Source organism: Pseudoalteromonas sp. SANK 73390, from assembly GCF_054966645.1.
Genome location: NZ_ARPN01000009.1, coordinates 73,377 through 87,616, shown reverse-complemented (window position 1 = coordinate 87,616; position 14,240 = coordinate 73,377). Strand labels below are relative to the sequence as shown.

The window sequence follows — 14,240 nt, the reverse complement described above, 5'->3', positions numbered from 1 at the left end:
TAACAATTAATATTCGCAACCTAAAAATGTGTCTGGAATATTATATGAAATCGTTTAACCTCTCATTAGTAACACTCGCCTGCTTAAGTGTTTCTGCTTTTGCACACACTAACAACGCAACAGTTAACACCGCTGATTCAGAACAATCACTAGAGCGGATCAGCGTGTATGGCAAGCAAAATGACGTGGTTATGAACTCCGGCCTTGCGACTAAATCCAACATGTCTTTAATGGCAACACCTGCGGCGGTGGTTATCGTAGACGAAGCCATGATCAAAGCACAAGGCGTCAATAACTTACAAAGTCTAGTGCGTAACATCAGTGGTGTTACACAAGCGGGTAATAACTATGGCATCGGAGACAACTTAGTAGTGCGTGGTCTAGGTGCTAATTACACCTATGATGGCATGTATGGTGGTGCAGGTTTAGGTAATACGTTTAACCCCACTCGCTCACTGACCAATGTTGCTTCTATCGAAGTATTAAAAGGCCCTGCGACAGGGCTCTATGGCATGGGCAGTGCTGGTGGTGTAATCAACCTAATTGAAAAAAAACCTCAATTTGAAAAGCATAATGAAATCAATATTGAGCTAGGGCAATGGCAAAGTTATGCCATGGGCATAGACTCAACTAATGGTATAACTGATGATTTAGCCTATCGCTTTGTCGCTAAAACAGCACGCAGTGAAGGCTATCGTGATTTAAGTAATGACCGTGATGAAGCCCACCTATCGCTTCGTTACACACTTGGTAACAATCAAGATTTAACCCTCTCTGGCGCATATATTAAAGACAGTATCGCGGTAGATTCAATTGGTCACCCTATTCGTATATACAATGCAGAATCTGTGGCAGGAAAACATGCCGGTGACGTGACTTGGCAAGATTTAATGAATGACCCTAAAGGCCAAGGGGTACAATTGAGTGATTCGCAGCGTCAGCAATTGGCCGACTCTTTGAATGCCAGCGATGGCCTTACACCTTATACTTTTGGTCATGCAGGGCTTATCTCACCCATGGCCGATGATAACCAAGGTGAGGAAGTACGCTTTAAACTTACCCATAATATCGACTTATCTGACAATCTGTTTCTAAACCAACAATTACAATACCGAGATTACGATACTGGCTTTGCTCGTCAAACTGGTGCATATAACTATGTGTATTGGAACCGTCGAGGTACCATCAATGCAGACCCTCGCGCCCCATTAGTGGTTGATGGGCAGCTTTATCCATTTGCCGCACGCCGCCAAGAATATCGTAAAGTAAGTGCTGATGAACACTCTTGGCAATACTTTGCTGACTTACGTTATGACTTTAATCTTGCCGGTATCAATCAAGAGTTATTAATCAATGCCAACTACGAAGACAGAGATATACGCTTTAAACAATACTCTATTTACGATGCAGATAAGGTGATCAAAAATAAACAAGGCGAACAGATATACCAAGGTACTTTACCGTATATCTTAGATATTCGTTCACCTAACTGGGCAAATGGCCACTTTGAAGATCACGACCCACTCAATACCGCAAATTATAATAAAACAGTCAGTGCTTGGGGCACAGGTATACAACATGTAGCCTATTTTGATAATGGTTTTACGACTCGCATAGGGTTTGCCTTCAATGAGATTGAGCAAAGTTATGAACACTTTGGCGTTGATGAACGCTACCGCGCAAGTGCCGCACAACCCACGCCAGAACAAAACACCTCAGACCAAGGAGTCACTTACAACTTAGGTGCTACCTATATGCCAACAGATAACTTTTCCGTGTTTATTAATCACGCGAAAGGGCGTACAGCTTACGGTATATTAAATAGCATCTCAGGCAGTGAAAAAGACCTTGATGACTCTGAATCTGTGAGTAATGACCTGGGCTTTCGCTTCAAGTCATTTGATGACCAACTATTAGCTTCTGTCGTGATATTTGAAAGCGCTCGCACTAACTTGCAATACACCAACCCTGATTATGAAGAAGGTGTGTCTGCTGCCAATGTGGCACGTTATTTTTATGATGGGCAAGAGCAGACTAAAGGTGTGGAGCTAGATTTAAATGCCTATTTAGACGAGCGTTGGAAATTAAATATTAATGCTGTTTATCAAGATGCTCGAAATCAAAAGAACCCTAATGATGAACGTAATTTCAACACCCGCCAAAAAGGTGTACCTTACATCAGCGCTGGTACATGGCTTAGCTACACTGCGCAGTGGTTTAAACTGGCTCACCCATTAGAGCTAAGTGTAGGCGCTAACTATGTTGATAAGCGCAGTACACATTCAACCTCATTTGGCATTCCTGATGGCTATGTACCAAGCTACACCGTATTTGACTCTGCATTGAGTTACAAAAGCGACGATTGGACGCTACAGTTAAATGTAAATAACTTATTCAATAAAGCTTACTACAACAAAGCGATGTTCTTAGGAGGCATGCCTGGGGATGAGCGTAATGTAAAACTAAGTTTCAGCTTTACACTTTAATATCATACTTATGCACAAGCTTTTTGCTTGTGCATTTTATTTAATCTCAGGTTTATACCAATTGCATTAAATAAATGACCATCTATTGCGTTAGAGAAATGATTTATTAACAATTCAGGTATGTAGTTATTCTACATAAGTAATTTTTTGATGTTAGTAATGGAAAACCTAATATTTTGAAATAAATAGCTATACGATAGGGTTATTGAGTGAAGTTCAAATTAGGAGCCTAGCTTTTGCCATAGGTAGCAGCTGAAACACCGCATTATTTATACACTTTCCAATGTGATACTAATGCAACAGCAAAATTTTTGTGGTTATTTTATCACTTTCAAAAAGCTCGATTGCGCCTCTGGCCTCATAGGTATTATCGGTGTTTGCACACAACAACCCATAGTTTCTGCACGCAGTGCACTGACATGGCTAAATACTGTTTTAACGCCATAGTATTGTTCCATATCTTTATCGCTCTCCAACAGGTCACCTAACTCTAACATCAAATAATATGCTGTGTGTTGAATTTTTTCAGGTACTTGCTCTTCAACTTCCCCTTTGACAAACCCTCGACGGATAAAAAGCTCTAAACGGTTACATCCATGTCCTTGCACAATCATACCTACCGCCAATGCGATAGCAACAACCATTAATACTATAAAAATCACAATTGGTTGCATAACTTATGCGACCTCCCAATGTTTGACCTTACATATGATAAACTGCCCCTCTTGATTTAGATGCCCAATCAAGATTTCAAAAAACACAAGCAGACATTTCACCACCATTAATCATAAAACTCATGAAACAGCAAAAATAACACCCGTTCGATTGCCACTAAAACCCTATTGTGCAAACCGAGCAAAGCTAAATATTGTTACCAAATATTAACTTTCACTATAAAGTGTGTCAATTTAAAACTAAGCTCGCTACCGTTTGCTCTATGGCAACAATTTGATTTTATTTAAAAAAACGGCCGCATTATATAAATATATTTATATAAAACCAATACCAATAGTTAAATATTCTTAACAGCGTTTACCACACTCAAACTTTCTCGCCCGTTACTGGCTTTTGTTGTATATATTAACAAACAGATACCGAATAGAGTAACTTAACAAAATAATAGCAATAACCGCATTACTAAAAACAATAAAAACACCATAAACATCATGCTTATATAAAAAATTAACATCAAAATAACCTCGCAGTACAAGCTGCGCATAATTCATGGCCATCATCAACCACATGAGATACATACATATTCTTGCAATAAGAGAGAAACGGCATCCTCTCAAACGGTGAAAGATATAAGCTGTGAGCATGAAAAAAAATATATGACACATTAAAGCTACATAAAACACTTGCCGTCGATCTATTACTTCCATAGACAATGCAATTAAATCGTATGCGAGTTGATTGCCCAGCAAACTAAATATGGGACCTAAGAACGCGCAGATAAAGCATGAGTAAATTTGGTGATCTTGAGGCGTTTTTAAGCTGGATTTATGGACAAAAGATAGCGTGATACCACTATGTTTATAAATAAAGAGCATCAATAAAAATGCGAGCACCTCGAATGTCACGGTGATATCACTAATGACACTATAGTACTCTTTCATTTACCATCAACTCCATCATACCCTGTCAATCAGCAAAACTGCTCTTCCTAACTTATTTTTTTGTTCACTGAACCTAATCATGCAATTCTAACTCATGCTATTTTTGAGTTTTGATTATTTCACAACTTTTAGTTTTGATGTTTTTGTGGAATTTGATGCTTTGGCAATTTGTTGCTCTTCATCATTCCCCTCTGTTGCATCATATTCAACCGACTCTGCATGTAATTCACTCACTTTAGACAGAGCTTGCCTAACACTTTGTTGTTGAGCGTGGTCTTCTTGCTCCTCTAGTGCTTCACCAAGTTCCATCATGATGTGGTAAGCTTGACTCTGTAGCTGTTCGGGCGCGTCATCATCAACATCTTTGCCAAGTACTAGCTTGTGTAATTTCTTCTCAAACTTTAAACGCTTTTGGCCATGTATTACGGACATAACTACCAGTCCAAATGAAATTATCATAAGCACAGTGCCAATAATCAGTGGCTGCATCGTTAACTCTCCATTTCATTATAAAGGGCAAAGCAATCAGTTGCTTAAACGAACAAGAAAGCATATTTTTTGTTCGCCTTTTGCCTTGAGTCGCTCAGAACAAATCAACTATTCCAAAAAAATGAATGATTTAGTCAAATTATTCTCTTCAGCTGTAAAAAATAACGACGTAATGTTAGAGCTTCTTTGCTGTAGTGGCAATAGAAACGAGCGTTGTCATACGCTTTTTTACATATTAGTTAAAGCAGGCATAGTCTGTAGCACTGGCGGTTAGACTTGAGTTAATTAACATCAAGCTTTGATAAGAGTTTTGAAATAGCGAACATACATAACCTACATTACCTGCAATCCAATAATGATATTTTTTCAATATAACGGCGTTTTTTATGCCGTAATAGCGGACTATTACAAGTGAAAGAAATTCAGAAAGTAAGCAAAATAGTTTTATTGGGAGAATTCGCTTATCCAGAGTTGAAGTTAATTAACCTCAAGTTTAGATAAGGGTTTTTAAATTAAAAAATACTTTGTAACTCATGTTACTTGCTATCCAATGATGATATTCAGCTCAATATCAAGGCGCTTTTATGCAGTAAAAACCATTTATTACATGTAAAAGCAACGCAGGAAGTGAGTACCGTATTTGTATTAAACACATTCGCTATTGAGTGCGTGGTTTTAAATGAGAAATACCTAACGTAGCTAGGTCTCTAAAAGTGATTAAGTATTATTGTGGGTTGGTATTAGTTGATTTACTTAACACAAACGTGGCGACAGTCGTTAATAGCTCTGCTTGCTCAACAGGCTTTGCGATATAACCATCAAAACCAACTTGCTTGTATAAACGTTTATCTTCTTCATAGGCGTTTGCGGTGAGCGCAACAATGGGTATCGACCCATTGAATTGTTTTATGATTTTGCAAGCTTCAACACCGTCCATTATCGGCATTTGAATATCCATTAAAATCAATTGAGGTGTATGAGCTCTCACTGCATCAACTGCCTCTTGGCCATCTTTGACCATACTTATATGTGCCTTGGTTGGTGCTAGCATCGCCCGTACAACCGTTTGATTAATTGCATTATCTTCAGCGATTAGAATATGAGTACCACTTAGATCCAATGTTTTAAGTCGAGCTTGCTCATTTACTGGGGCACTCTGTGCTTTAAGGAATGGTAAAGTGATAGTAAAATTACTGCCGCGACCGGGCTCACTTTGTACATCAATAATGCCGCGCATCATATTGACTAATGAATAGGTAATTGCAAGGCCCAGCCCCGTTCCCCCATACTTTCTGGTTGTCGACTTATCTGCTTGCTCAAAACGATGGAATAACTTATCTATTACGTCGCGACTCATACCAATACCAGTATCGATTACATGGATCACTAGATGCTCGCTGTCTTCTTGTTCTCTAAACAATACTTCTACTTTTCCTTGCGAGGTAAACTTAACGGCATTAGACACCAAATTTAACAAAACCTGTCTCACTCGGACTTCATCACCCACCCAATAGTCACTCGACAAATCCACATCAAAGCTTAAGCAAATGTCTTTTTCAAATGCTGTTACGGATAATTCTGATTTTAAGTTTTCAATTAAACGAATTAAGTTAAAAGGTTGCTCTTCAAGGACTAATTTACCCGCTTCAATCTTAGAAAAATCTAAAATATCGTTAATAATCGTACGCAGCGCTTTGACTGAGTAAATACCTTTTTCAAGTAAATCTTGCCCTTGGGCGCGTAACGGTTCAGCCTTAAGTAACTGTAACGTACCATACAGCCCATTCATGGGTGTTCTGATTTCATGGCTCATATTGGCTAAAAATTCTGATTTGGCGATAGTTGCTTGTTCAGCTTGCTCTTTAGCTTCTGACAACGCCTTTTCATGATTGAGCTGCTCGGTTAAGTCATAAGCAACACCTAAAAACCCAAACAATGTTTCCTGCTCATCAATGAGTGCCGTAATACTCAATCGAACCTGAATATGGCGACCACCCTTGGCAATATAGGTCCAGCGGTTTACATCTATTCCACCCGTTCTCACTTTCGCAACAAAGCTTTCAAAACCTGGACTGACCTCTGTGCCTAATTCGTGACTCAACTGTTTTGCACGGGTAACAACTTCTTCCTCTAGATGAAAAACCGCAGGACTTGCACGGCCCACTAGTTCATCAGCTTCATAGCCCAGTAATTGTTCCGCGGCAGGATTAAATAATGTGATCAAACCTTGTTCATCGGTCGCAATAATTGCATAGCTAGCTGATGTTAGTATACTTTTTTGTAACATATTGGTTTTAATAATTTGCTTAGAACGTATCGCAACTTCACTCTCTAGATGCATATTAACCTGCTCTAAAGCAAGCTCTTTTGCTTTAGCAATTTCAATACGCTGTTGCTTAAGTTGGCTTTTTTTCAGTAACACCAGCTGTAAACTAAATATAAGTATCACCAGTAATAGCGTGATACCTAATGCCAGCTTGATAACTGAAAATGGTGACTCAATATCTAATGAATAGATAAATGCAGGCGTCGCATGAAGCGACAAAAGCCAATATCGACCCAGTATGTCAACTTGTTTACTAACATAAAATTCGTCTAAGCGATGACGGCGCTCTCCATGTGTAAAAAAGGTAACCCCCTGATCAGGCGTTTCATCTGAAATTGATAACACAACGTTATCGCTCAGCGACCGAATTGATGATAAAACTTCATCTATCAAGATAGGGGAGTAGCTCCAACCCACTAAGTCATTAAGCCGATCACTGACATTATTCGGTGTATTATCTTGATATATTGGTAATAAGATCAAAAAGCCTTGCTGAGCTTTATTATTTGCTTGCACTAAAGTAACGGGTGCCGTCAGCCTTACCTCACCGCTCATGCCGGCCTCTAATGCCGCGCGTCTGCGCATTTCCTCTGAGCCAATATCTAACCCAATCGCATTGGCATTGCGCCTTTCAGGCTCCACCATCTCAATAACAAACAAACTTTGGTTGTGCGGTTTAAACTGTTTTACATTAAAAGTGTTATCAGGCCTGTGACGCTTTACTTGATTAACAAAATCAGCTCGCTCATGTGGTTCAACTAAACGAATAAAGCCAAAGCCACGCGCCCCTGGAAACTCTTCATTAAAGTCACGAACGCTCATATATCGCTGCATAGCGTTATAGTCAAAATGCTCCGCCCCCGCAGCAGCAATTGCCCCACCTAAACCAAATAAGCCATATTGATAAAGTTCAACACGTTGCTTAACACCATAAGCAATATGTTCTAACCGCTCAGTTAAAGCGCTACGTATCTTCTGCTCTGTTAATTGCGCTTGCTGCTCATACACCACATTGCTATAAATTAAACCAATCGCTAAAACCAGCATGGGCAATATCATTAGCTTGAATAAAGACACAAGCTCGCCCTTTGAGTTAGTCGTATTACTATTATCCATAACAAATATCACTTTTCTTATCAATTGGTTATATGGCAACCACTCTAAATTTATAGGCTCAGCAAACTAACTCAGAGTATAGGGACTAAGCAACACGGTGCCAAGCAGCCATACTAGTTTGCTTCATTCGTGATTCGTCGTGCAACTCGTTACGTTGCTTGCATGGCAAAAATGGTAATCTAAAAAGTAGTTTTGCTGCTTTGGTCGCTGCTTATTAACAATAAACGCATACAATAGCTGAGCACCAAGCTGCCCCATCGTAAAAGGCTTTTGCCCTATGTTTTGCGTAGATAAGCCTTTTGCCAATGCCTGCAACTGAACCGCCTCTGTGTCCGCAGAAATAATAACCACCTCTTGCATTGCGATTTTCGTTCTAAATGGGCTCAACCTTTCAATATATTGAGTGTTAAACTGCGCAAAACCTGCAACCGCCAAAAAAATAGGGGGAGCTGGCAGTTTTATCATACTTAATAATTGGCTCAGCGCATCCTCTCGACGCCCCATCGTAAATAAAGGACAGCGAGGGTGCTCTCGCCAACCCGTTGCCGCAACTAACCTACTGGTTTCGCCACCTGATAAAGCATAGCGCACGCCACGTATACGTTCATTCAAATTAGGTGTCGTTTGGTGTCCCGATTGAATACAAATAGTTTGAATTGATTCTTTTTTGTACTTCTTAGCCACCTCTGCCAATGCTCTACCAAAATCAAAATTATTTGTACCAACATATGCTAAACGGTAACGACGATGCTCTGGTAACAAATCAGAGTCAAAGGTGATCACAGGAACCCCCTTTTCTTTTGCTGCTTTTAAAGCACCTTCTACTAAATAGTTTGAGTCTGTGGTAGATATCAATAAGCCATCAATACCATTACTTATTAGCTCTTTAACAATTAACACTTGAGTACGAACATCTTGATAGTCATCTGCACCTTCGTAAATGCACTTAAGATTGTCATACTGTTTAGCGAAAGCCTGACAACCATAAAAGGATTGCTCATAAAAGCTGTCATTTTTGGTTTTACCCACTACGGCTATTTTGATTTGGGCATTAACCTGACATGCCAACACGGTAAGTGACATAACAAGGAACTGTATGTGTTTAAAAAGCATTATTATACTCCTTCATTAAAAATACTTTATTCGTTCCATCCACTAAAAAGAGAAAGTAATAATACCAAAGTAATCAAAGCATGTGTTACCTACTCGTTCACTAAATACACTTCTAACGCTTCTTTACATAAAACCACAACCACTTCAACTCGATATTTCTCGGACATAAGCATGAGATTACTCTCAATTTGGCTATCCTTTATCGTGCAGCAATAGCAAATATCTATCTCTCTTGCTAAAAAGGGGCTGCCTAAGCTCCTTTTTTCATTCATGCCAATTATTGCAACATCATGATTAACCTAATTAAGATACGCACTACTCAAAAGCTATAATCTTCTTATTTATCAACATCACTCAAATTATTAGTACCATTTAAGCAATACACCACATAATTTTTTATTTAAATTTTTTAAAAAGTAAACCAAATCGTCACATTAAGAAAATACCTTATTAAATTTACTTAATAACGGAACAAATATGAAACCCTTCAGCATATCAACTATCGCATTTACCACCATGCTCGCTTTAACCGGATGTAGCGATGGTGACAACGGTAAAGACGGCAATAACGGTATCAATGGTGTCAACGGTACAGATGGTAGCAATGGCACAAACGGTAGCAATGGCGCAAACGGTGGTAATGGTACGAATGGTCTAAGTAGTTTAATTATGCAAACACAGCTCAATACAGGCCATGAAAAGTGCTGGCTAGGTGGCGTAAAAATTGAATCTGGATTGGATAAAAACAATGATGGCACACTCAACAGCTCAGAAGTGAGCGAGACATCTTATGTGTGCAACCCTGATAATTTTGCCAGTAGCGGCGTACGTTTGCCATATTCAGTAATGCGTAATGACCTTGAAAACGGGGCACTTTCAGGTTCAACTTTTGAAGTACGCAATGGCGGTTACGGCTCAGATATGGATGGCCACCCCACGAACCCAATGCAATTCTACGCCCTGACTGACCGAGGGCCTAATGCCACATTTACAGGTGAGCAAGGTAAAGGGAAAACGTTTCCAACCCCTGACTATACGCCGCGTATTGGTCTATTTGAAGTACAAGCAACAGGCTCAATCAAATTAGTCAAAAACATCCTGTTAAAAGACAAAGCGGGCAGCGTAATTAGTGGCTTACCAAATAGTTCAGCGCTAGGTGGCACCGGCGAAACGCCTTATGATGTAAAAGGTGAAGTGATCAGACTTGATATGAGTAAACCCTATGATAAAGAGACCAACCCAATACGCATTGACGATTACGGTTTAGATGCTGAAGGGTTAGTCGCCATGAATGATGGGTCGTTTTGGGTAAGTGATGAATATGGCCCACACATGGTGCACTATAGTGCCGATGGCACCGAGCTTGCTCGTATCAACCCATTTAGCAATGATACGCGCAATGTACACACTCTACCTGCTGAGTTTGGTAATCGCTGGGCAAATCGAGGCATGGAAGGACTGACTATCACACCAGATGAAAAAACTCTGGTAGGTATAATGCAATCAAGCCTAGATAACCCAAGTAAAAACCGTACCAACCTAACTCGCATTGTCACCGTTAATATTGAAACAGGTACTACGGCTCAATATTTATATAAACAAGAGCAAGGTTCAAATTCAAATTCAGCAATCAAAGCACTAAGCAATACTCAGTTTTTGGTGATAGAACGTGATGGTAAGTTCTATAATCGCGACAATTCAGCGATGAAACGTGTGTATAAAATTGATATTAGCAACGCGACCAATCTGGAAAACGTAGCAAATAATGAGCAGCTAACACAAGACGATGCACTTGGTTTAATGATTGCTGGTGAAACGTTAGAGCAAATTATAAACAACAATGCGGTTAACGGTGATTACACTCCTGGGTGGGAAAAATTAGAATCAAACAACATAGTGCCAGCACAAAAAGTATCACTCGTTGTCGACATGATTTCTGAAGTAGCCTACCCGCACGATAAAATGGAAGGGTTATGGTTGATTGATAACACGCGTCTTGGCGTAATAAACGATGATGACTTTGCCACTTGGTCAAGTAGCGGTGTCTTAGAGCAAAAGTACCTTGATAACAATCAGTCAGTAATTGATGGCAATGCACTTTATATTATTAATGGATTAGATATAAGCGCCAACTAAGATGATAGCAATGGCCGCATAAGCGGCCTTTTTAATACGAGAATAAAAGGACAATTAGACTATGAACAAGAAAATATGCATATTGCCAGTGGTGAGTCTGGTATTTATCAGCCACATATCAATGGCAAACCCAGATGTGACCTCCAGAGAATATAAGTTGTTACTGGAGCCAAGTTTATTTGATTATGCGAACGAAGCTGCACAAGTAAATAATTACTTTAGTACCTTAAAACCCATTATAGAGCAGGCGATTGCTCGGGATGTAACGGGCACCATGTCACTCGATAAAACTCGCACCGTTAAGTTTTTTGATACGCACGCTAGCTGCCAATTAAAACAGCTTGGTTATGCTTTTCGCGAACGTATTTATAATGGAAACTCCGAGGTCACTCTCAAATTTCGCAGCCCAGATCGCTACATCGCTGACTTTGAAGATGTGTCATCATCTACTCAAGGAGCTAAAACCAAATTAGAAGCAGATATGGGTGTTAAAGGCAGCAACCCATTTAATGTGGTTTATAGCCACTCTACAAAAGCGCCTAATACCCGCACAATTAATAACTTTAAAGATATTAATACACACTTTCCTGAATTTGAGTCTACTTATGGGTTGGGTGATGCTATGCCATTAGCGCAAGTGGGTAACCTAACAATTACTGAACAAGTTTATAAAGGCGCGCACATAGATTTAGGCTCATTCGATGCAGAACTTAGTATCACGTTATGGTACGCGGGAGCGCCTTTAGCTAACGCATTGCCATTAATTGCTGAAGCATCTTTTAAATATGAAGACAACAGTGCCGATTACAGCAAAAAAGTAGTTCAGCGCGCCAAACTTGCCTTTGAGGGTATGCAAACAATGAGTGCGTGGAATACCACAAATGCAACCACTAAAACGCAATCGGTTTATCAATACAATCCTAACTTTTGTACTCAATAACTGCGTTCGTTTTCCACATTGTGTGCAGTATGACTTATAGGGCTGATCTATTGAAACACCCACATAACAGGACAGTGATACACGGTACTATCTACTTTGAATTAAAAAAACCAATTTAATCAACTGAATTAAAATTGGTTTTTTTAAGAAAAATAATGGTAGTAGTGAGAGTAATAATAACTGCTACTACCTTATTTATGCTATCGACTTATGGCTCGTAACCACAACGCCAAACACGCACTGTTCTGGTTTCTGTTCTACAGTTTGTTTGTATCGTGCGAGTATGCTGTGTTGTTTTCAGCTGATCACTTGTACGGCCTAAAGAGCCAGAATAAGTATACCAATCGATGCTACTGGTACCATCAGATCTAGTATACCAATACGTGCCAGTTTCAGATTCCCATATAGATGATGGACAACTACTTGACTCACTTAATACTCTACTTCTTGAAGTAAATCTAACCGGTGACAGAAAATGATCAGGCTCATTCCATAAATGACCAAGATTTAAAACACCATTGTAACCACAGTGCCTTTTTGTCACAGTGTAGTTTTCAGTTTCGGTATCACACACTTGTACATTGCGAGTCTGAATATCCCAATGCCCACCCACATCACAGTTCATGCGAGCTTGCGCAGAGCTAGCACCAACTAATAATAAAGCTGTTGCTGCTGTCAAACTTAGAGTTTTCATAATCTTCCTTATTTATTTTTTTGTTTATATTAGCAACTTATAAGCGCAGCTTATTTAGTTGCTCTTGCGTGAAAAGCGCCTTGATTTGCGACAGCTTTTCAAAGTCTGTTGATACGCTAGGGTTTGCATACGGGCTACCTGTAGAACCTAAATCAATCTCTTGCGAAACCGAATAAATCTGCTCTGACAAACGCTCAATTTCTTGTTGTTGAAAAGTGCTTAAATTTAGTTGACTCACTGAGTGAGCAAGTATGCTTTGTTTTTGACTCACAGTAAGTTGTGCCTGACCACGCTCATACCTTTGGTATTGCTCTAACTGTTCCGCTGTGAGCGTACTTGCAATAGATTGGCGATATTCAGCACTGTTTTGTATTATTTCTTCGTTATACAACTGGCGGTAATATTCATGATTATCGGGTTGTTGTTCCAAACGTTCAGAAAGTGCCTGCCAACTCTCAAAATCTGCCTGCGCTTTTTTCGTCAGTAGCTGCTCAAGCACATTATTTTGTTCACCCTGCAATTTCAGTTGACTCGACAAGGCAAACACCACAGGCTTTACTTCAAACACCTGCAAGTCCTCTTTTACTTGCGCAGATAAAGCAGAGTTTGGTGTGTTCTGTTCAACAGGTTGTTGCAATGATTGGTTAGTAGTCACAGGATTTGGGTTTGCCTGTACGGCCTCAATAGGAAGCTCAAGCACTGCTACTTGCTCACGTAATTGGTTATTTTCCTCTGTGAGCTGTGCAACCTGAGCGTACAACGTATCCGTTTGGTTATCATCAGCACCCACCACTGACTCAACACTATGAATTTGCTGAATATTACAGCTAAGAAGCAATGCAGCCGCAAAGCCCAACAAAAATCCTACTGACATTTTTAATAAATTCATGATTATGAGCCCTACTTTAAATACCGATATAAATGAAGAACTAGATAACAATCTGTTATCACTTAGCTTCAATGAAAGACACGCTTGTAATGTTGAAACTTGTTGTGGATTTACCTGCATACTACGCAACTTTGCTGTTCAATAAACCAGCGATTTATAACAGGTTTTCAAGCAAATCACTGGTGGAAATAGGAAGTTTTGAAGCTAAGGAGGTGCTTATCTAAGTAAAAAGTTGGCTGAGGTAAGTAATATCACTAAGGCCTGAAGAAACCAAAACAATGTCGGCGAAAGCAGTAATTTGTCATCGCTAAATGACTATTACTATTAGCTACAACAACCCTTAAGGAGCCTGCTTCTTTTGAAAGAGGCAATAACTGCGTTTTAATAAATTCAACAAGCTTTGCAGCCCAAGCGAAAGAAGGTAAACGAAAATAT

At 39.5% G+C, this 14,240-nt stretch carries 10 protein-coding genes; 3 read left to right on the top strand and 7 right to left on the bottom strand.

The genetic code is table 11. The annotated features are described in order from the left end of the window. The first annotated feature begins 44 nt into the window (after positions 1-44). Positions 45-2,486 carry a TonB-dependent receptor gene (locus SANK73390_RS00900; RefSeq protein ID WP_462762365.1) on the top strand — a complete coding sequence of 814 codons (2,442 nt, stop codon included), beginning with the start codon at positions 45-47 and terminating at the stop codon, positions 2,484-2,486. A gap of 317 nt (positions 2,487-2,803) precedes the next feature. Here the strand turns inward: SANK73390_RS00900 and SANK73390_RS00895 are convergent, their stop codons facing one another. From SANK73390_RS00895 to SANK73390_RS00875, 5 genes are all read right to left on the bottom strand, one after another. Continuing rightward, on the bottom strand, positions 2,804-3,160 hold the full coding sequence (locus SANK73390_RS00895) for a hypothetical protein (protein WP_462762363.1): 357 nt from the start codon (positions 3,158-3,160) through the stop codon (positions 2,804-2,806). A 384-nt stretch (positions 3,161-3,544) separates the two neighbouring features. Then, a complete protein-coding gene (locus tag SANK73390_RS00890; RefSeq protein WP_462762361.1) occupies positions 3,545-4,102 on the bottom strand; it encodes a hypothetical protein in 558 nt (185 codons plus the stop codon). A gap of 114 nt (positions 4,103-4,216) precedes the next feature. Continuing rightward, positions 4,217-4,591 (bottom strand): hypothetical protein, encoded by a 375-nt coding sequence (locus tag SANK73390_RS00885; protein ID WP_462762359.1) that lies wholly within the window; start codon positions 4,589-4,591, stop codon positions 4,217-4,219. A gap of 724 nt (positions 4,592-5,315) precedes the next feature. Next, positions 5,316-8,033, bottom strand: coding sequence for a CHASE domain-containing protein (locus SANK73390_RS00880; protein WP_462762356.1), 2,718 nt, complete (start codon positions 8,031-8,033; stop codon positions 5,316-5,318). A 123-nt stretch (positions 8,034-8,156) separates the two neighbouring features. Beyond that, positions 8,157-9,146: a substrate-binding domain-containing protein gene (locus tag SANK73390_RS00875; RefSeq protein ID WP_261626561.1), complete on the bottom strand. Its 990-nt coding sequence runs from the start codon at positions 9,144-9,146 to the stop codon at positions 8,157-8,159. A gap of 477 nt (positions 9,147-9,623) precedes the next feature. Here SANK73390_RS00875 and SANK73390_RS00870 point away from each other — a divergent pair, with 477 nt between their 5' ends. Next, complete coding sequence (locus tag SANK73390_RS00870) at positions 9,624-11,282, top strand: esterase-like activity of phytase family protein (RefSeq protein WP_261594772.1); 1,659 nt, start codon at positions 9,624-9,626, stop codon at positions 11,280-11,282. A 61-nt stretch (positions 11,283-11,343) separates the two neighbouring features. Continuing rightward, positions 11,344-12,222, top strand: a complete 879-nt coding sequence (locus tag SANK73390_RS00865) for a hypothetical protein (protein ID WP_462762353.1) — start codon at positions 11,344-11,346, stop codon at positions 12,220-12,222. Positions 12,223-12,430: 208 nt separating this feature from the next. Here the strand turns inward: SANK73390_RS00865 and SANK73390_RS00860 are convergent, their stop codons facing one another. After that, the gene (locus tag SANK73390_RS00860; protein WP_462762351.1) at positions 12,431-12,916 is read right to left on the bottom strand and encodes a hypothetical protein; all 486 of its coding nucleotides are present in this window, start codon (positions 12,914-12,916) and stop codon (positions 12,431-12,433) included. Between the two features lie 37 nt (positions 12,917-12,953). Further along, on the bottom strand, positions 12,954-13,805 hold the full coding sequence (locus tag SANK73390_RS00855) for a hypothetical protein (RefSeq protein WP_462762350.1): 852 nt from the start codon (positions 13,803-13,805) through the stop codon (positions 12,954-12,956). Positions 13,806-14,240: the final 435 nt, after the last annotated feature.